Genomic DNA, 19,570 nt, shown 5'->3' with positions numbered 1-19,570 from the left:
CGGTTCATGCGCACCGGCCCGCAAGCCGGTGCGCCGGAGCGGAAGCAAGCACGCGGCTTACTTGTTCTCCTTGACCTCTTCGAACTCGGCGTCGACCACATCGTCGCCCGCCTTGTTCTCCGCGGTATCGGCCTGGGCGGAAGCACCCGCCTGGGCCTGTTCGGCATACATCTTCTGCGCCAGCGGAGTGGACGCCTGGGACAGCGCGTTCATCTTCGCCTCGATCTCGGCCTTGTCATCGCCCTTCACGGCGACTTCCAGCTCGCCCAGCGCCTTCTCGATGGCGGCCTTGTCCTCGGCGGTGGCCTTGTCGCCAGCCTCGGTGATCATCTTGCGAGTCGCGTGGACCAGCGCGTCACCCTGGTTGCGGGCAGCGGCCAGCTCCTCGAACTTGCGGTCTTCCTCGGCATTGGCCTCGGCATCGCGAACCATCTGCTGGATCTCGTCCTCGGACAGACCGGAGGAAGCCTTGATCACGATGGACTGCTGCTTGCCGGTGGCCTTGTCCTTCGCACCGACGTGCAGGATGCCGTTGGCGTCGATGTCGAAGGTCACTTCGATCTGCGGCACGCCGCGCGGAGCCGGCGGGATGTCAGCCAGGTCGAACTTGCCCAGCGACTTGTTCTGCGCGGCCTGCTTGCGCTCGCCCTGCAGCACGTGGATGGTCACGGCGCCCTGGTTGTCATCGGCGGTGGAGAACACCTGCGACTTCTTGGTCGGGATGGTGGTGTTCTTGTCGATCAGCGCGGTCATCACGCCACCCAGGGTTTCGATGCCCAGGGTCAGCGGGGTGACGTCGAGCAGCAGCACGTCCTTGACGTCGCCGGCCAGCACGGCGCCCTGGATGGCAGCACCCATGGCCACGGCTTCGTCCGGGTTGACGTCCTTGCGCGGTTCCCTGCCGAAGAACTCGGCAACGGTCTTCTGCACCAGCGGCATGCGGGTCTGGCCGCCAACCAGGATCACTTCGTCGATCTTCGACACGTCCAGGCCGGCATCCTTCAGCGCGATGCGGCACGGCTCGACGGTACGGGTGACCAGGTCTTCCACCAGTGATTCCAGCTTGGCGCGGGAAACCTTGACGTTCAGGTGCTTCGGACCGCTGGCGTCGGCGGTGACGTACGGCAGGTTGACGTCGGTCTGCTGGGTCGAGGACAGCTCGATCTTGGCCTTCTCGGCAGCTTCCTTCAGACGCTGCATGGCCAGCGGGTCGCCCTTCAGATCGATGCCCGACTCTTTCTTGAACTCGTCGACGAGGTAGTCGATCAGGCGCAGGTCGAAGTCTTCACCACCGAGGAAGGTGTCGCCGTTGGTGGCCAGCACTTCGAACTGGTGCTCGCCGTCGACTTCGGCGATCTCGATCACCGACACGTCGAAGGTGCCGCCGCCCAGGTCGTAGACGATGACGGTGTGGTCGCCCTTGGCCTTGTCCATGCCATAGGCCAGCGCAGCCGCGGTCGGCTCGTTGATGATGCGCTTGACGTCCAGACCGGCGATGCGGCCGGCGTCCTTGGTGGCCTGGCGCTGGCTGTCGTTGAAGTAGGCCGGCACGGTGATCACCGCTTCGGTGACCGGCTCGCCGAGGTAGTCTTCGGCGGTCTTCTTCATCTTCTTCAGCACTTCGGCGGAAACCTGCGGCGGAGCCATCTTCTGGCCCTTGGCTTCTACCCAGGCGTCACCGTTGTCGGCCTTGACGATGCTGTACGGCACCATCTTGATGTCTTTCTGCACGACGTCTTCTTCGAAGCGACGACCGATCAGGCGCTTCACCGCGTACAGGGTGTTCCGCGGGTTGGTCACCGCCTGGCGCTTGGCCGGCTGGCCTACCAGAATCTCGCCATCGTTGGCGTAGCCGATGATCGACGGCGTGGTGCGCGCGCCTTCGGCGTTCTCGATGACCTTGACGTTACCGTTCTCCAGGATGGACACACAGGAGTTGGTGGTCCCCAGGTCGATACCAATGATTTTGCCCATATTTCACTCTCCAGAAATTTGATTCCGTGCTGACCCTGCCGCGGGTCTTTCGCTCGGTTGATTACCCAGATGGGGACCGGGTGCCGGATTTCAAGCCTTCTCGTCGATGGAAGGCGGGGTTTCTTCGGGTGCCTTGCTGACCACGACCATCGCCGGACGCAGCAGGCGACCATTCAGCAGGTAGCCCTTCTGGAACACCTTGACCACGCTGCCCGGCTCGACGTGCGCGCTTTCCTGCATCGCCATCGCCTGGTGGTGCTCAGGGTTGAACGGCTCGCCGTGCGGGTCGACCGGTTCGAGGTTGTAGCGCTTGAGGGTGTCGTGGAACATCTTCAGGGTCAGCTCGATGCCTTCGCGCATCGGCTTGATCGCCTCGTCGTCCGGGCTGGACATCTCCAGCGCGCGCTCCAGGGTGTCGACCACCGGCAGCAGGTCGCCGGAGAACTTCTCCAGGGCGAACTTGTGCGCCTTCTCCACGTCCTGCTCGGCGCGGCGACGGATGTTCTGCAGCTCGGCAGCGACGCGCAGGTTCTGGTCCTTGGTCGCGGCGAGCTGCTCTTCCAGCTCCAGCACGCGGGCGTTCAGATCCTCGGCAGCAGCGACTCCCGGCTGTTCGCCGTTCTGCGGGTCCAGGGTCTGTTGTTCGTCAGACATACCACTCTCCTTCGAAAAATAAGCCTTGAAAAACACTGTGAACCCTCTGGTTCCTGGCTTTGCAGCCTATATGGGGACCGAATCCGGCAGTTCAAGGGTCGGAAGGAGAATTGCCAGGCGCGGAAAATACTGTATAAATAACCAGAAAAATCCCTGGAGCCGCCGCCCATGCTGGTTCACCTGTCCGTGCACAACTACGCCATCGTCGAGCATCTCGATCTCGAACTCGCCGCCGGCATGACCGTGATTACCGGCGAAACCGGCGCAGGCAAATCGATCATGCTCGACGCCCTCGGCCTGGCCCTCGGCGACCGCGCCGACAGCGGCGTGGTGCGCCCGGGCGCGGACAAGGCGGACATTCTCGCCAGCTTCGATGTCACCGCGATTGCCGAAGCCCGCGACTGGCTGGCCGAGCGCGACCTGGAGCAGGACGGGCCGTGCATCCTGCGCCGGGTGATCACCGCCGAAGGCCGCTCGCGTGCCTACATCAACGGCACGCCCTGCCCGCTCGGCGACCTGAAGAGCCTCGGCGAGCTGCTCATCGACATCCACAGCCAGCACGAGCACCAGTCGCTGCTCAAGACCGACACCCACCGCCGCCTGCTCGACGAATACGCCGGCAGCCAGGACCTGGCCCGCCAGGTGCAACTGGCCGCGCAGCGCTGGAAGCAGACCCGCGCCGAGCTGGACCGCCTGTCGCGCAGCGGCGACGAACAGCGCGCCCGCCACCAGTTGCTCAGCTACCAGTTGGACGAGCTGGAAAACCTCGCCCTCGGCGACAACGAACTGGAAGAACTGGAGCAGGAACACAAGACCCTGAGCAACGCCGGCAGCCTGATCAATGCCTGCAATCAGGTCATCGACATGTGCAGCGAAAGCGATGCCGGCAATGTGCTGTCCGTACTCACCGCCAGCCTGAACCGCCTGACCGCCTTCCAGAGCCAGCCGGCGGCGCTGGCCGAGGCGGTCAACCTGCTGTCCAGCGCGCAGATCCAGGTGGAGGAAGCGGTCGGCGAACTGAACCGCTTCATCGACAACTTCGATGCCGATCCCAACCGCCTGCAGATGCTGGAAGAGCGGCTGGACACCATCTACAGCCTGGCGCGCAAGCATCGCGTGCAACCGGGCGAATTGCTCGAACTGCAGCAGCGCCTGCTCGACGAACTGGAAGCGCTGAACGCGGACGACGAGGCAGTGGAACGCCTGGGCGAGGAACTCGACGCCTACGCCCGCCACTATCAGGAAAAGGCCGCCGAACTCAGCGCCCTGCGCAGCGCCGCCGCCGCACCGCTGGCCGCCGCAGTGGAGCACGAGATGCAGCGCCTCGGCATGCCGGGAGGGCGTTTCGCCATCGAACTGGGCGAACTGGCTCAGGCGGAACCACAGGCCAACGGGCTGGAGCAGGTGGAGTTCCAGGTCAGCGCCAACCCGGGCCAGCCGATGAAAACCCTGGCCAAGGTGGCCTCCGGTGGCGAGCTGTCGCGCATCAGCCTGGCGATCCAGGTCATCACCGCGCAGACCTCGCGCATCCCGACCCTGGTGTTCGACGAAGTGGACGTCGGCATCGGCGGCCCGACCGCAGAGGTGGTCGGCCAGCTGCTGCGCAATCTCGGCGCGCGCGGCCAGGTGCTGACCGTGACCCACCTGCCGCAGGTAGCCGCCCAGGGCCACCAGCACCTGTTCGTGCACAAGGAACGCGGCACCAGCGAGACCCGCACGGCGGTGGCCAACCTGAAGAAGAGCGAGCGCATCGAGGAGATCGCCCGCATGCTCGGCGGCGTCGACCTCACCAAGGAATCGCTGGCCCATGCGCGGAAGATGGTGGACTCCGCCGTCCAAGGGTAGGTCCTACAGAAAGCCCGCAAACGAAAACGGCGACCCGAAGGTCGCCGTCTCTGTTTGTGCGCGCTTATTTCTTCTTGCGCACGTAGAGCACCAGATTGTGATCGACCAGCTCGAAGCCACGTTCGGCAACGATCTCCCTCTGCCGACTCTCGATCTGGCTATCCATGAATTCGACGACCTCGCCGGTATCCACGCACACCATGTGGTCATGGTGACCGCTGTCGGCGAGCTCGAATACCGCGTGGCCGCCGTCGAAGTTGTGGCGCACCACCAGGCCGGCGGCCTCGAACTGGGTCAGCACACGGTAGACCGTGGCCAGACCGACATCTTCGCCCGCCTCCATCAGTGCCTTGTAGACATCCTCCGCACTCATGTGGCGCTGCTCGGTGGAGTCGAGCATCTGGAGGATCTTGACGCGCGGCAGCGTGACTTTCAGGCCGGCTTTCCGCAGTTCGCTGTTTTCAACCATGTTTGCTTTCTCGGCGCGGGATGCTTCGCAGCCTCCCTCAATGCAGGTATGATCGGGAATTCGTCGCCCAGCCAAGATAGTGGAAGTCACCCCCTGATGCAAAACGCCAAGCACATGCTGACCAGTCTCGCTTTCGCACTGGGACTCGCCGCACTCGCCGGTTGCTCGTTCCCGGGGGTCTACAAGATCGACATCCAGCAGGGCAACGTCGTAACACAAGACATGATAGACCAGTTGAAGCCCGGAATGACCCGTCGGCAAGTGCGGTTTATCATGGGTAACCCGCTTCTCGTCGATACTTTCCACCCCAATCGCTGGGATTACCTGTACAGCATCCAGGTCGGCGGCGGCGTTCGCCAGCAGGAACGGATGACCCTGCAGTTCAACGACAACGACCAGCTGATCGGCCTGAACGGCGACTTCATGCCCGGCGTGAGCCGCGATGAGGCCATCATGGGCCAGGAAAGCGCTCCCGCCACGCCGCAGGAGCCCACCCGGCAGCAGCCCGAACAGGCCCCGGAGCAGCCCGCCAAGCCTGGCTCCGTGGAAGAGCAGATCCAGCGCGAAGTGGACCAGGTGGAAACCGTACCGGTCCCGGTTCCGGAACCTTTGGAAACAAATCCGCAGTAGGAAATAGGAAAAGAGCCCGGCAGATGCCGGGCTCTTTCGTTATCGCTCCGCCCTGGCCGCCTTCGCCCTCGCCGCGCGCTGCTTGCGCACTTCCTTGGGATCGGCGATCAGCGGACGGTAGATCTCCACCCGCTCGCCCTCTTCCAGCACACGCTGTTCCGGCGCGGCGACAGCCTTGCCGAAGACGCCCAGCGGGCAGTGCAGCACATCTATTTCCGGGAATTCCCGGGCGATGCCCGACGCCGCCACCGCCTGCCGCACGCTGGTGCCGTAGGGTACGGTCAGGCGCAGCAGCCGCTGGCGGTCCGGCAGCGCGTAGACCACCTCGACGGCGATGTTGCGCGTCTCAGCCATGCAGTTGCTTGGCCCGCTGGCAGAAGGCGTCGACCATGGTGTTCGCCGCCTGGGTGAACAGCGGGCCGAGGGTCGCCTTGACCAGTGCGCCGGCATAGTCGAAGCGCAGGTCCAGGGTGATCTTGCAGGCCTTGTCGCCAAGCGCCTTGAAGTTCCACACGCCGTGCAGCTCGGTGAACGGCCCTTCTTCCAGGTTCATCTCGATGCTTTGCCCCGGAACCAGCGTGTTGCGGGTGGTGAAGCGCTGGGTGAGGCTGCCCTTGGCCACCGTGATTTCGGCGCGCATGGCTTCCTCGCTGGCCTCCAGCACCTTGCTGGCCGAACACCAGGGCAGGAACTCCGGGTAACGCGCCACGTCGTTCACCAGGTCGTACAGCGTTTGCGCGGGGTAAGGCAGCAGCGCCGAACGCTGGATATGCGTGCTCATAGGAAAGTCTCGCTTGCTCGTTTTTCGGGGCTCTGGCGGCCTTGCGGCAGCGGGCGCCCCCTGTGCAAAAAACAGCGCGCATTCTCCGAGATTAGTCACGCCCTCTCAAGCGCGCATCCCTTATCAGGAGCACATGCGCCGATGGCGGGCCCGCAAGCGACTCCCTATAATGCGCGGCCTATGGCTAAACAGAAGAAACACCCTTCGGGGACCATCGCGCAGAACAAGAAGGCTCTGCACGACTATTTCATCGAACAACGCTTCGAGGCGGGGATTGCCCTTTCCGGCTGGGAAGTGAAGAGCCTGCGCGCCGGCAAGGCGCAGCTGGTGGACAGCTACGTCCTGCTCAAGGACGGCGAAGCCTGGTTGTTCGGTGCGCACATCACTCCGCTGACGACCGCCAGCACCCACGTGATCGCCGACCCGATCCGCACCCGCAAGCTGCTGCTGCACAAGCGCGAGCTGGGCAAGCTGTTCGGCGCCGTGCAGCAGAAGGGCTACGCCTGCGTCGCGCTGTCGATCTACTGGAAGAAGCACCTGATCAAGTGCGAGATCGCGCTGGCCAAGGGCAAGAAGGAATACGACAAGCGCGACACCGAGAAGGTGCGCGACTCCGATCGCGAGATCCAGCGCGCCATGCGCCACGGCAAGGACGACTGACCGGCAGTTGCCGGTCAATCGACCCCGAACCTCAGGCCCCGAGCCTGCGCTGCGCCCGTTCCAGCCTCAGCGCTTCCGCCTGAGCCTCGGTCAGCACTTCCCGCACATAGTCGATGTGCCGTTGCGACACGTCCCGCGCCAGCTCCGCATGCCCGCCGACGATCGCTTCGTACAGGTCGCTGTGCTGGCGCATCAGCTGCTCGCGGGTTTCGTCGCGCTGGGCGTACATGCCGCCGATATTGGTCACCACGTTGCGCTTGAGCAGGTCGAACAGGCCGCGGATGGTGTGCAGCAACACCGCGTTGTGGCTGGCCTCGGCGATCGCCAGGTGGAAGTTCGCATCCGCGGCGCCCTCCTCCGCACGGCTCACCTTGCCGTGCTGCCGATAGCATTCCTGCAGGGTATCGAAGGCCTGCTTCAGGCGCTGGTGATCCACCGCCGTCGCCCGCTGCGCCGCGTAGAAGGCGCAGGAACCTTCCAGCGTATGGCGAAACTCCAGCAGATCGCGCTGCGCCTCGGGATTGTTCTCCAGCAGGTGCAGCAGCGGATCGCTGAACATCGAGCCGAGTTCTTCGGTGACATAGTTGCCGCCGCCCTGGCGGCTGATCAGCAGCCCCTTGGCCACCAGCTTCTGGATCGCCTCGCGCAGCGACGGCCGTGACACGCCGAACTGTTCCGCCAGCGCGCGCTCGGGCGGCAGGCGCTCGCCGCCCTTGAGCGTGCCTTCGAGAATCATCGCCTCGAGCCGCTCGACGATGTCGTCCGACAAGCGGCGCTGTCTTACCTGACCAAATCCCATCTTCGTCCCAGCCCCTCTATATCCGGCCTTCGAGCCGCAAGCGCGGCAGCCTACCCATCCGCATTTCCGGCAACAAGCCCGGGTCGGGGAATCGCCGTTCAACAAAAGTCGTAAGTCTGCAAATTGACAGCCTCACGCAACGCTTTTACGCTGGCACCTCGGATTTGTAAATTGGTATTACCAATTTTCCGACAATCAGTCCAAAACCAGATCGCCGCGATCAGTCGACAGCCTGCCGGAACGCCACAAGCGACCCGGAATCGTCAGACCGGCACAAGGCACTCACCAAGAACAACTAGGGAGCCAACCAGATGCAAACCTGGCAGCAGATCTACACTCCGCTCGGCAGCCTCGGCCTGTCGGCGCTGGTCGCCGTAATTCCGATCGTCTTCTTCTTCCTCGCCCTCGCGGTGTTCCGCATGAAGGGCCACGTCGCCGGCACCATCACCCTGGCGCTGTCCATCGCCGTCGCCATCCTCGCCTTCCAGATGCCCGCCGACATGGCCTTCGCCGCCGCCGGCTACGGCTTCGCCTACGGCCTGTGGCCGATCGCCTGGATCATCGTCGCGGCGGTGTTCCTCTACAAACTCACGGTCAAGAGCGGCCAGTTCGAAGTCATCCGCAGCTCGGTGTTGTCGATCACCGGCGACCAGCGCCTGCAGGTACTGCTGATCGGCTTCTCCTTCGGCGCCTTCCTCGAAGGCGCGGCCGGCTTCGGCGCGCCGGTGGCGATCACCGCCGCCCTGCTGGTCGGCCTCGGCTTCAATCCGCTGTACGCCGCCGGCCTGTGCCTGATCGCCAATACCGCGCCGGTGGCCTTCGGCGCGCTGGGCATCCCGATCATCGTGGCCGGCCAGGTGACCGGCATCGACGCGTTCAAGATCGGCGCCATGACCGGCCGCCAGCTGCCATTCCTGTCGGTCCTGGTACCGTTCTGGCTGGTATTCATGATGGACGGCCTGAAGGGCGTGAAGGAAACCTGGCCGGCCGCACTGGTCGCCGGCGGCAGCTTCGCCGTCACCCAGTACTTCACTTCCAACTTCATCGGCCCGGAACTGCCGGACATCACCTCCGCCCTGGTCAGCCTGATTTCCCTGACCCTGTTCCTCAAGGTCTGGCAACCGGCCAGCGAGCGCGAAGTGGTCGGCGTCTCCGGCGGCGCTGCAGTCCTCGGTAGCGGCCCGCGTGGCGCCGAACCGACGCCCTACAGCTTCGGCGAAATTCTCAAGGCCTGGTCGCCGTTCCTGGTGCTCACCGTGATGGTCACCATCTGGACCCTGAAGCCGTTCAAGGCCATGTTCGCCCCGGGCGGCGCGCTGTACAGCCTGGTGTTCAACTTCGCCATTCCGCACCTCGACCAACTGGTGGTGAAAGCCGCGCCCATCGTCGCCAACCCGACGCCGATCGCCGCGGTCTTCAAGCTGGACCCGGTTTCCGCCACCGGCACCGCGATCTTCTTCTCCGCGGTGATCTCGATGTTCATCCTGCGCATCGGCGCCAAAATTGGTCTGACCACATTCAAGGAGACCCTGGTCGAGCTGAAGTGGCCGATCCTGTCGATCGGCATGGTGCTGGCCTTCGCCTTCGTCACCAACTACTCGGGCATGTCCACCACCCTGGCCCTGGTCCTGGCCGGCACCGGCGCGCTGTTCCCGTTCTTCTCGCCGATCCTCGGCTGGCTGGGCGTGTTCCTCACCGGTTCGGATACCTCCTCCAACGCCCTGTTCGGCTCGCTGCAGGCGACCACCGCGCACCAGATCGGCGTCAACGACACCCTGCTGGTAGCGGCCAACACCAGCGGCGGCGTGACCGGCAAGATGATCTCGCCGCAGTCCATCGCCGTGGCCTGCGCGGCCACCGGCATGGTCGGCAAGGAATCCAACCTGTTCCGCTTCACCCTGAAGCACAGCCTGATGTTCGCCATCATGGTCGGCCTGATCACGCTGGCGCAGGCCTATATCTTCACCGGCATGCTCGTTCACTAAAGTGAACCTGGCCGGCCGCGCGGGATCGCGCGCCGGCCTTGCGCTTCCACACCGCCCTCAACCACCGGTGCGAAACCACATGATCATTTCTGCCTCTACCGACTACCGCGCCGCAGCCCAACGCAAGCTGCCGCCGTTCCTGTTCCACTACGCCGACGGTGGCGCCTACGCCGAGCGCACGCTGCGCAACAACGTCGACGACCTGGCCGGCATCGCCCTGCGCCAGCGCGTGCTGAAGAACATGTCCGAGCTGAGCCTGGAGACGAAGCTGTTCGGCGAGACGCTGAGCATGCCCGTGGTCCTGGCGCCGGTCGGCCTGACCGGCATGTACGCGCGCCGCGGCGAGGTGCAGGCGGCCCGTGCGGCGGCGGCGAAAGGCATTCCCTTCACCCTGTCCACGGTGTCGGTGTGCCCGATCGAGGAAGTGGCGCCGGCCATCGACCGGCCCATGTGGTTCCAGCTCTACGTGCTCAAGGATCGTGGCTTCATGCGCAATGCCCTGGAGCGCGCCAAGGCCGCCGGCGTCACCACCCTGGTGTTCACCGTCGACATGCCGGTGCCCGGCGCCCGCTACCGCGACGCGCACTCCGGCATGAGCGGCCCGAACGCGCCGCTGCGCCGTGTCTGGCAAGCCATGACTCACCCGCAGTGGGCGCTGGACGTCGGCCTGCTGGGCAAGCCCCACGACCTGGGCAACATCTCCAAGTACCGTGGCAACCCCACCGGCCTGGCCGACTACATCGGCTGGCTGGGCGCCAACTTCGACCCGTCGATTTCCTGGAAGGACCTGGAGTGGATTCGCGACTTCTGGGACGGCCCGATGGTGATCAAGGGGATCCTCGATCCGGACGACGCCAGGGACGCCGTGAAGTTCGGCGCCGACGGCATCATCGTCTCCAACCACGGCGGCCGCCAGCTCGACGGCGTGCTCTCCAGCGCCCGCGCCCTGCCGGCAATTGCCGATGCGGTGAAGGGCGACCTGAAGATCCTCGCCGACTCCGGCATCCGCAACGGCCTGGACGTGGTACGGATGATCGCCCTGGGCGCGGACACCGTGCTCATCGGCCGCGCCTTCCTCTACGCCCTGGCGACCCACGGCGAGGCCGGCGTGAAGAACCTGCTGGAGCTGTTCGAGAAGGAAATGCGCGTGGCCATGGTGCTCACCGGCGCCAAGTCCATCGGCGAGATCACCCGCGACTCGCTGGTGCGCGAATTCGGAAAGTAAGGACCTTTCTTTTGTAGGAGCGAGCTTGCTCGCGAACGCTTGACTCCGTGCCTGCCCGGTTCGCGAGCAAGCTCGCTCCTACCGAAAAGCGCGCGCCTGGCGCGATCGAATCACAAGAACCCGATGGGCCGCCCAGCGGCCCACGCAGCGATGATGACTGGAGCCGTTATGAGCCTGCCCGCCGCATTCATCGATACCGTAGAACACCTGATCCCCCGCGACCGTCGCTTCGACGATCCGCTGTCCACCCTCGCCTTCGGCACCGACGCCAGCTTCTACCGGCTGATTCCCAAGCTGGTGGTGCGCGTCGAGAGCGAAGACGAAGTCACTACACTGCTCAAGGCCGCCCACGCCCAGGGCGTGCCGGTGACCTTCCGCGCCGCCGGCACCAGCCTCTCCGGGCAGGCCGTCAGCGATTCGGTGCTGATCGTCCTCGGCGACTCCTGGAACGGCCGCGACATCCGCGACCAGGGTGCGCAGATCCGCCTGCAGCCCGGCGTCATCGGCGCCCAGGCCAACGCCTGGCTGGTGCCGTTCGGCCGCAAGATCGGCCCCGATCCGGCCTCGATCAACGCCTGCAAGATCGGCGGCATCGTCGCCAACAACGCCAGCGGCATGTGCTGCGGCACCGCGCAGAACACCTACCACACCCTCGCCGGCATGCGCCTGGCGCTGGCCGACGGCACCCTGCTGGACAGCGAAGACCCGGCGAGCATCGCCGCCTTCCGCGACAGCCACGGCGAACTGCTCGACCAACTGGCCGAACTGGGCCGGCAGACCCGCGCCAACCCCGAACTGGCCGCGAAGATCCGCCACAAGTACCGGCTGAAGAACACCACCGGCCTGTCGCTGAACGCGCTGGTCGACTACGACGAGCCGCTGGACATCCTCACCCACCTGATGGTCGGCTCCGAGGGCACCCTCGGCTTCATCAGCGCGGTGACCTACGACACGGTGCCGGATCATCCGCACAAGGCCAGCGCGCTGATCGTCTTCCCCGACGTGGAGACCTGCTGCACCGCGGTGACCGTGCTCAAGCAGCAGCCGGTGTCCGCCGTGGAACTGCTGGACCGCCGCAGCCTGCGCTCGGTGGAGAACATGCAGGGCATGCCGGAATGGGTGAGGAGCCTGTCCGCCAACGCCTGCGCGCTGCTGATCGAATCCCGCGCCGCCAGCCAGTCGCTGCTGCACGAGCAACTGGCGCAGATCAGCGCTTCCATCGCCCGCTTCCCGGTGGAGAAACAGGTCGACTTCAGCGAAGACCCGGTGGTCTACAACCAGCTCTGGCGCATCCGCAAGGACACCTTCCCGGCGGTCGGCGCGGTTCGCGAGACCGGCACCACGGTGATCATCGAGGACGTCACCTTCCCCATCGAGAAGCTCGCCGAGGGCGTCAACCGCCTGATCGAACTGTTCGACAAACACGGCTACGACGAGGCGATCCTGTTCGGCCATGCGCTGGAAGGCAACCTGCACTTCGTCTTCACCCAGGGCTTCGAATCGCCGGAGCAGACCGCCCGCTATTCCGCCTTCATGGACGACGTGGCGCAGCTGGTGGCGGTCGAATACGGCGGCTCGCTGAAGGCCGAGCACGGCACCGGGCGCAACATGGCGCCCTTCGTCGAGCTGGAGTGGGGGCACGACGCCTACCAGCTGATGTGGCAGCTCAAGCGCCTGCTCGACCCGCGCAGCATCCTCAATCCCGGCGTGGTGCTGAGCGACGATCCGCAGACCCACCTGAAGAACCTCAAGCCGCTGCCGGCCGCCGACGAGATCGTCGACAAGTGCATCGAATGCGGCTTCTGCGAGCCGGTCTGCCCGTCGAAGGGACTGACCCTCAGCCCGCGCCAGCGCATCGTCATGTGGCGCGACATCCAGGCCAAGCGCCGCGCCGGTCTCGACACCACGCAGCTCGAACGCGACTACCAGTACCAGGGCATCGACACCTGCGCCGCCACCGGCCTGTGCGCCCAGCGCTGCCCGGTGAACATCAACACCGGCGACCTGGTGCGCAAGCTGCGCGGCACCCAGGCCCACCACCCCGGCACCGCCCGCTGGCTGGCGCGCAACTTCGCCACGGCGATGAAGGGCGCGCGCTTCATGCTGCATGCCGCCGACGGAACGCGCCGGCTGCTCGGCGCACCGCGCCTGGCCAAAATCAGCGCGGCGCTGAGCGATGTTTCCGGCGGCCGCGTGCCGCAATGGACGCCGGCCATGCCGCAACCAGTGCGCCTCGCCGCGCCGCGGCCGGTGCAGGACGACAGCCGCCCGCGGGTGGTCTACCTCACCGCCTGCGTCTCCCGCGCCATGGGTCCGGCAGCCGGCGACGAGGAGCAGGTGCCGCTGCTCGACAAGACCCGCCAGTTGCTGGAGAAGGGTGGTTACCAGGTGGTGTTCCCGGACAGCGCCGACAACCTCTGCTGCGGCCAGCCGTTCGCCTCCAAGGGATACAGGGAGCAGGCCGACGCCAAGCGCGACGAACTGCTCGCCGAACTGCTGCGCGCCAGCCGCGGCGGGCTCGATCCGATCTACTGCGACACCAGCCCCTGCACCCTGCGCCTGGTGCAGGACCTGGCGGACGACCGGCTGAAGATCTACGACCCGGTGAAGTTCATCCGCACCTTCCTCGTCGAGCGCCTGGAGTTCCAGCCGCAGGACAAGCCGGTGGCAGTGCACGTCACCTGCAGCACCCAGCACCTCGGCGAAAGCCAGGCGCTGATCGACCTGGTGAAGCGCTGCACCTCGCAGGTGGTGATCCCGGAAGGCATCCACTGCTGCGGCTTCGCCGGCGACAAGGGCTTCACCCTGCCCGAGCTGAACGCCCACTCGCTGCGCACGCTGAAGGACGCCGTGCAGTACTGCGAGGAAGGCGTCTCCACCAGCCGCACCTGCGAGATCGGCCTGAGCGGCCACGGCGGTATCGACTACCGCGGCGTGGTCTATCTGGTCGACCGCGTCACCCGCGCCCGCTGAGCGCCCGCCGGCCGTTCCCCGCGGAGCGGCCGGCCGTCCCGCCAATTCGACTGAACCCGCCGCGAACGCAGGAAGTCCACAGCGTATGGCCCGAAAAACCGGGGCATGTTTCCAACCGGCCTATCCCATGAGGAGAACCGCCATGAAACGTACCTTCCTCTTCCTCGCCGCCGCGCTGACGGTTTCGCCGGCATTCGCCGCAGGCGACCTGTGCGACGCCAACCTGCAGAAGATCGACGACAGCCTGAAGACCGAGACCAACAACACCACCCTCGACCAGCGCATCGGCGCGCTACGCGACAAGGCCGCGCAGGAACAGGCCGCCGGCGACACCAAGGCCTGCATCTCCACCACCACCGAAGCGCTGACCATGCTCGAGAAACAGAAGGGTGGCGGCGGCAACAGCGGCGGTACCAGCAACTGACCCCGGCGCACCTGCGGCCAGAGGCAGCACTGGCCGCAGGTTCACCCTTCCTGATCCCGATCCATTGAGGCTCCCGGCGATCATCTAGAATTCCAGGCGTTCCAGGAATGACGGCCCGCCGCCGGGCGGATCGTCGCGACGCCGAAACCACCGCCAGGGAGAGCCGGGCATGCTGACCTTCGTTTTCGAGCTGCTTGGCATGCTGCTGGTGATCCTGGTCGCCGCCGAACTCTTCACCAACGCCCTCGAACACCTCGGCGAACGCCTGGGCATCTCCGAAGGCGTCACCGGCTCGCTGTTCGCCGCCATCGGCACCGCCATGCCGGAAACCCTGGTGCCGCTGCTGGCGCTGCTCGCCGGCGGCAGCAACGTCCAGCTCAACCAGGAAGTCGGGGTCGGCGCCATCCTCGGCGCGCCGCTGATGCTGTCCACCCTGTCCACCAGCCTGATGGCGCTGGCGATCTTCAGGAGCCGCGGCCTCGCCGGCCGCGTCCGCCCGGAATCCAGCGGCCTGCGGCGCGACCTGAACTTCTTCCTGGTGGCCTTCTCCCTCGCCACCATCGCCATGTTCATCCCGCCGTACCTGCCGGTGCTGCGCATCTGCCTCAGCGCGCTGCTGGTGCTCACCTACGTCGCCTACCTCACCCTGACCCTGCGCGCTTCCCAGGGCCTGGTGGAAAACGGGCACGGCACCGAGGCCGGCGACCACATGTACCTGTCGCACACCGGCCTGCCCACCAACGGCGCGACCATCCTGCTGCAACTGCTGCTCGGCCTGGCCCTGCTGGTACTGGGCGCCCGGGGCTTCATCCATGGCGTCGAGGGCGTATCGAACCTGCTGGGAATCTCCGCGCTGCTGCTGTCGCTGCTGATCATCCCGATCGCCACCGAGCTGCCGGAAAAGGTCAACAGCATCCTCTGGGTACGCCGCGGCAAGGACACCCTGGCCTTCGGCAACATCACCGGCGCGATGGTCTTCCAGGGCACCCTGCTGCCGGCCATAGGCATCCTGCTCACGCCCTGGCAGCCACGCATCGAGGTGCTGACCGGCGTTCTGGTGACCCTCGCCGCCGCGCTCTGGCTGCGCCTGAACGCCCGCCGCAATGGCCTGCCGGTGTGGGTACTGCTGGGCAACGGCGCGCTCTACCTCGTCTACCTGACGATCACGCTGTCACGGTGACGGCCTACACTGACGATTCCATGCCGGTGTTTGGCCGGCGGCCCACGCAACTACCGTCATTGCTCTTCGCGAAGGAAAGGCCATGAAAATCCTCGTTGTCCTCACCTCCCACGATCGTCTTGGCGATACAGGCGAAAAGACCGGCTTCTGGCTCGAAGAATTCGCCGCGCCCTATTACGTGTTCAAGGACGCCGGCGCCGAACTGACCCTGGCCTCGCCCAGGGGCGGCCAGCCGCCATTGGACCCGAAGAGCGACGCACCGGACGCGCAGACGCCGGCCACCGAGCGCTTCCGCAGCGATCCCGCAGCCCAGGCCGCGCTGGCGAACACCCAGGTGCTGGCCGAGGTGAATGCCGACGCCCATGACGCGATCTTCTACCCCGGCGGCCACGGCCCGCTCTGGGACCTGGCCGAGGACCGCCACTCCATCGCCCTGATCGAAGCCTTCCATGCCGAGGGCAAACCGGTCGCCGCCGTCTGCCATGCGCCGGCCGTGCTGCGCCACGTCCGCAACGAGAACGGCGAGCCGCTGGTGCAGGGGCGGCACGTCACCGGCTTCACCAACAGCGAGGAAGAAGCCGTCGGCCTGACCCACGTCGTCCCCTTCCTCGTCCAGGACATGCTCAAGGCCAACGGCGCGCGCTTCAGCAAGGCCGAGAACTGGCAGAGCCACGTCGAGGTCGACCGCCTGCTGATCACCGGCCAGAACCCCGCCTCCTCCGAGGCGGTGGCCCAGGCCGTCCTGAAACTCCTGAGCTGAGAGGATCCTGTAGCCGCTCCGGATGGACTCCCGGGGCGGCTTTGCCGTACACTAGCCCGGACCTTCACAGGTTTTGGGGCCGATTAGGATTCGACGCCGGTAACAAAACTCGAGGGGCATGCCGAGTTGGTAACAGAACTCGTAAATCCACTGTTGCAAACTCATAGTTGCCAACGACGACAACTACGCTCTAGCCGCCTAAGTGCCGCTAGCTGACCCTAGGGGATGCCTGTAAACCCGAAGATTTGGTCAGTCATATAGAACAGGATCGCCGCCAAGTTCGCTGTAGACGTAACGGCTAAAACTCATACAGCTCGCTCCAAGCACCCTGCCACTCGGGCGGCGCGGAGTTAACTCAGTAGAGATGGCTAAGCATGTAGAACCAACAGCGGAGAACTGGCGGACGGGGGTTCAAATCCCCCCGGCTCCACCACATCCTTACACAGTGGCCTGATTTCGGGCTTCTGTGCTCAGGTCCACCGGCCACCCCAGGCCGGTGCGACACTGAGGTGTGACATTCCTGTGGGGCATCATCTGGTGCCCAGCATGAAACCATCCCCCTCCTATCTGACCATCAGTCGGCACGGTACGTATTACTTCCGTGCGGTCATTCCTCGTCCACTGCGTAGCCTTTTCAACGGGCAGCGAGAAATCAGGCGTACCCTGAAAACTGACAGCCAACGCTTGGCCCTAAAACGAGCCCGCCAGTATGCTGCCCGGTTTGAAGCTGCCTGCGACAAGGTAATGAGCGTGACAAAGCGCGACGAGCTTGGCTTTTCTGATGCCTACTACTTAGAGATGATGGAGCTAGAGATGAAGGGCCTGTTCCCAGACTTCTCCAGCCCCAAAGATGACAGTCAACCTGCTGAGCCCATCCTTTCGAATGAGGAAATCGAGGCTCGTCAACGTCGCCAAGAAGTGGCACGGCTGCTGACTGGCGCCCATGGCCGGCCGATCCCAAACGAACACGAGGCTCTGGCCAAGCAGTTGCTGGAACTCTCCCGCCCCTATCAACCAACCGAACTCCGGAAAGTATTGCCGAGGCTGCGGGATGAGCTGGTGCTACGCAGCCTTGCTCCCACTGGCAGCAGCGACGTTGCAATGGGAGCAGCCCAATCATCGCCAAGCTATGACCCGGCAATGGCCGACTGGACCCTCTATCAGGTATGGCAACACCAGTTGGAACGCGATAGGGCAGACGCCACCGAGAGAGGAGGCCAGGCTAGGCATGGCGGTACGCTGGAAGAGCGCCAACGTCGCGCGCGAGTAATGACGGTACTTACGCGACATAAACCCGTATGCCAGTTGACCAAGCAAGACTGGCAAGCTGCCTACGATGCAGCTCGCAAAATGAAGGCCGGAGCCACGGCATCAATCGACCCGCCCACGGCACTCAGCGAACTGCTAACCGATGACCCAGAACAGATGACCGGGCATCAGCGCGTAAGCGCGCTTATTGGTTCAATGAAGCAGATTCAGGATCACGCACGCTTTCTTGACCTAACCACAATCCGAGCAGATGAGTTGCTGATTAAGCCGGTGCAAAAGCGGAAAACAGCACGTACTCATGATGGCGTACCGTTCTCATCAACTGACATTGAAACCATTTTCTCCGGCTACATCTACCAAGGCCCTCTGCCAGAGAACAGAACCAAGGCTTACCCATTCTGGTTCTGGCTCCCGCTGGTCGCCTATTTCACAGGTGCCCGGACAAACGAAATTGCCCAGCTCGACACTGCTGACATCCGAGAAATTGACGGTTACCCCTGCTTCGACATCTGCCCGGACGATCCTAAGGTTTTTGAGGCCAAACGAGTAAAGACCGAGGAGGCTCGACAGGTTCCTATTCATCCACGCTTGATTGAGCTCGGCTTTCTCGACTATGTGGAGAGCCAGCGGGAAGCTAGACAGAAGAAGCTGTTTGGAGATGGGCTCGCCTATCTACCGCCGCGAAGCGAAGGCGTTGACCACAACAAAGAAGGATGGGCAAAGAGCGCCGGCAAGTTCTTTAACGAAGGCGAAAAGGGTTACTTGGTCGCCATAGGCGTTCACAAGCCCCACGATGGCAAGAGCCTCTACTCATTCCGACATACACTCGAAACCAACTTGCGACACGCCCGTCGCGATGGGAAACGCAACGCAGAGCAGTCCCTCATTGACGCAATTACAGGTCATACCCCCGAAGACCAGGCGAAGAAGTCAATCGACAAGACTGTGACCGATGCAATCTCAGGGCGAGTCGCACAGGACATGGGAGGAAGGCACTACGATGGCGGCGCTTCGATTCGGCAAAAGTTGGAAGCTCTAAATTTGCTACCGATACCTGATGCCATTAAACGGCTTACCAGCTATCAAGTAGATTTTATGGATCGATTCGGCGAGACGCTGATCAAAAGCATTGCTAGCCATCGACGCAGGCGACCTCGGACAGCTTAACCTTAATTGACTAAGCCCCCACCGCTGTCATATTCCCTAATTCCTGGAAAACGGCATCATGCAAACCAGAAGACAATTTAGCCACCATTTCGCAGTGTCCCTGTAGATCATCTGGCGTGACTTGCTCACGCCCCTCTCCATGGGCTATGCGATTGCGCTTCTTAAGAAGCTCTTCAATCTCACTAACATAGCCGACCTTGCGCCGTTTCTTTCTTGGCTGCCACTTCCCCTCTATTATCCCCACTATGCGAGACACCGGGTCAACTGCCGCACCCTCTACATCCGCCAACGCTGCCTCAATAGCCCTTTTAAACTTAGCATCGACCTGAGACTCCAAAACATAAGTTGAGTCAACGGAATAGTCAGCAATACTTAGCCTATCAATAATTGCATCAATCCCAATCCCAGAGAAAATTGACTCAACATTATCTACCGATGGATTACCCCCGGTCTTTGACAACACTTTAGAGTTAAGTTTAACCGCCCCACTATTAGTTATCGCCCCTTTCAAACTTATAAAATCAGTGAGCGAATTACCTCTATAGCTAGAAACCTGCCCTTCCAACACCGCACAGAAAAGCGAATCAGGCAACGAACTAACGCTCACACCCTCGTCGTTAAGGGCATCGACGTACTCCTCTACCAAGTCACGTATAAACCCCTCAAAATAACCGCAGAGCAGAACCAACCCTGCTCTCGTCATAGCATTGCACTTTACGCGCCCTTCCGCCCCTTCCTCTAACGCCTCTCTTGCCGCTGCAACAATCAATCGCAC

The 19,570-nt window shown here is 63.9% G+C and carries 17 protein-coding genes and 1 other RNA gene; 11 read left to right on the top strand and 7 right to left on the bottom strand.

Annotation, left to right across the window (positions count from 1 at the left end):
- Window positions 1–57: 57 nt before the first annotated feature.
- Window positions 58–1,974, bottom strand: a complete 1,917-nt coding sequence (gene dnaK / locus BLR75_RS12370) for a molecular chaperone DnaK (protein ID WP_084312614.1) — start codon at window positions 1,972–1,974, stop codon at window positions 58–60.
- Window positions 1,975–2,064: 90 nt separating this feature from the next.
- Window positions 2,065–2,628, bottom strand: coding sequence for a nucleotide exchange factor GrpE (grpE, locus tag BLR75_RS12365; protein ID WP_084312612.1), 564 nt, complete (start codon window positions 2,626–2,628; stop codon window positions 2,065–2,067).
- Window positions 2,629–2,796: 168 nt separating this feature from the next.
- Between grpE and recN the strand changes: the two genes are divergently transcribed.
- Window positions 2,797–4,473, top strand: coding sequence for a DNA repair protein RecN (recN, locus tag BLR75_RS12360; RefSeq protein ID WP_084312610.1), 1,677 nt, complete (start codon window positions 2,797–2,799; stop codon window positions 4,471–4,473).
- A 64-nt stretch (window positions 4,474–4,537) separates the two neighbouring features.
- Here the strand turns inward: recN and fur are convergent, their stop codons facing one another.
- Window positions 4,538–4,942: a ferric iron uptake transcriptional regulator gene (gene fur, locus BLR75_RS12355; RefSeq protein ID WP_084312609.1), complete on the bottom strand. Its 405-nt coding sequence runs from the start codon at window positions 4,940–4,942 to the stop codon at window positions 4,538–4,540.
- 96 nt (window positions 4,943–5,038) lie between these two features.
- Between fur and BLR75_RS12350 the strand changes: the two genes are divergently transcribed.
- The gene (locus BLR75_RS12350) at window positions 5,039–5,572 is read left to right on the top strand and encodes an outer membrane protein assembly factor BamE (RefSeq protein ID WP_084312607.1); all 534 of its coding nucleotides are present in this window, start codon (window positions 5,039–5,041) and stop codon (window positions 5,570–5,572) included.
- A 39-nt stretch (window positions 5,573–5,611) separates the two neighbouring features.
- On the opposite strand, the gene BLR75_RS12345 is transcribed toward BLR75_RS12350, so the two are convergent.
- Both BLR75_RS12345 and BLR75_RS12340 read right to left on the bottom strand, forming a co-directional pair.
- Window positions 5,612–5,926 (bottom strand): RnfH family protein, encoded by a 315-nt coding sequence (locus BLR75_RS12345; protein WP_084312605.1) that lies wholly within the window; start codon window positions 5,924–5,926, stop codon window positions 5,612–5,614.
- A complete protein-coding gene (locus BLR75_RS12340; RefSeq protein ID WP_084312603.1) occupies window positions 5,919–6,353 on the bottom strand; it encodes a type II toxin-antitoxin system RatA family toxin in 435 nt (144 codons plus the stop codon). Before BLR75_RS12340 ends, BLR75_RS12345 begins: the two co-directional genes overlap by 8 nt.
- Before the next feature lie 180 nt (window positions 6,354–6,533).
- Between BLR75_RS12340 and smpB the strand changes: the two genes are divergently transcribed.
- Entirely contained in the window at window positions 6,534–7,013 is a 480-nt protein-coding gene (smpB, locus tag BLR75_RS12335; RefSeq protein WP_084312601.1) for an SsrA-binding protein SmpB, read from the top strand.
- 31 nt (window positions 7,014–7,044) lie between these two features.
- On the opposite strand, the gene BLR75_RS12330 is transcribed toward smpB, so the two are convergent.
- Window positions 7,045–7,812, bottom strand: a complete 768-nt coding sequence (locus BLR75_RS12330; RefSeq protein WP_084312599.1) for an FCD domain-containing protein — start codon at window positions 7,810–7,812, stop codon at window positions 7,045–7,047.
- Between the two features lie 311 nt (window positions 7,813–8,123).
- Between BLR75_RS12330 and BLR75_RS12325 the strand changes: the two genes are divergently transcribed.
- The 8 genes from BLR75_RS12325 to BLR75_RS12290 all read left to right on the top strand — a co-directional run bounded on the left by BLR75_RS12325 (window position 8,124) and on the right by BLR75_RS12290 (window position 18,795).
- A complete protein-coding gene (locus tag BLR75_RS12325; RefSeq protein WP_084312597.1) occupies window positions 8,124–9,797 on the top strand; it encodes a lactate permease LctP family transporter in 1,674 nt (557 codons plus the stop codon).
- Window positions 9,798–9,876: 79 nt separating this feature from the next.
- On the top strand, window positions 9,877–11,022 hold the full coding sequence (lldD, locus tag BLR75_RS12320) for an FMN-dependent L-lactate dehydrogenase LldD (RefSeq protein WP_084312595.1): 1,146 nt from the start codon (window positions 9,877–9,879) through the stop codon (window positions 11,020–11,022).
- Window positions 11,023–11,190: 168 nt separating this feature from the next.
- A complete protein-coding gene (locus BLR75_RS12315) occupies window positions 11,191–13,995 on the top strand; it encodes an FAD-binding and (Fe-S)-binding domain-containing protein (RefSeq protein WP_084312593.1) in 2,805 nt (934 codons plus the stop codon).
- Between the two features lie 142 nt (window positions 13,996–14,137).
- A complete protein-coding gene (locus tag BLR75_RS12310) occupies window positions 14,138–14,419 on the top strand; it encodes a hypothetical protein (RefSeq protein WP_371858129.1) in 282 nt (93 codons plus the stop codon).
- A gap of 169 nt (window positions 14,420–14,588) precedes the next feature.
- Window positions 14,589–15,599 carry a sodium:calcium antiporter gene (locus BLR75_RS12305; RefSeq protein ID WP_084312589.1) on the top strand — a complete coding sequence of 337 codons (1,011 nt, stop codon included), beginning with the start codon at window positions 14,589–14,591 and terminating at the stop codon, window positions 15,597–15,599.
- 82 nt (window positions 15,600–15,681) lie between these two features.
- On the top strand, window positions 15,682–16,359 hold the full coding sequence (locus BLR75_RS12300; RefSeq protein WP_084312587.1) for a type 1 glutamine amidotransferase domain-containing protein: 678 nt from the start codon (window positions 15,682–15,684) through the stop codon (window positions 16,357–16,359).
- Window positions 16,360–16,434: 75 nt separating this feature from the next.
- Window positions 16,435–16,792, top strand: a transfer-messenger RNA (tmRNA) gene (gene ssrA / locus BLR75_RS12295).
- Window positions 16,793–16,905: 113 nt separating this feature from the next.
- Window positions 16,906–18,795 (top strand): site-specific integrase, encoded by a 1,890-nt coding sequence (locus BLR75_RS12290; RefSeq protein ID WP_084312585.1) that lies wholly within the window; start codon window positions 16,906–16,908, stop codon window positions 18,793–18,795.
- Between the two features lie 10 nt (window positions 18,796–18,805).
- Here the strand turns inward: BLR75_RS12290 and BLR75_RS26520 are convergent, their stop codons facing one another.
- Window positions 18,806–19,498, bottom strand: a complete 693-nt coding sequence (locus BLR75_RS26520; protein ID WP_245726140.1) for an MAE_28990/MAE_18760 family HEPN-like nuclease — start codon at window positions 19,496–19,498, stop codon at window positions 18,806–18,808.
- Between the last annotated feature and the right edge of the window lie 72 nt (window positions 19,499–19,570).

Source organism: Pseudomonas jinjuensis, from assembly GCF_900103845.1.
GTDB classification, from domain to species: Bacteria; Pseudomonadota; Gammaproteobacteria; order Pseudomonadales; family Pseudomonadaceae; genus Pseudomonas; species Pseudomonas jinjuensis.
Note: the sequence above shows the minus strand (reverse complement) of the source record. Positions and strands in the feature narration are given on the sequence as shown.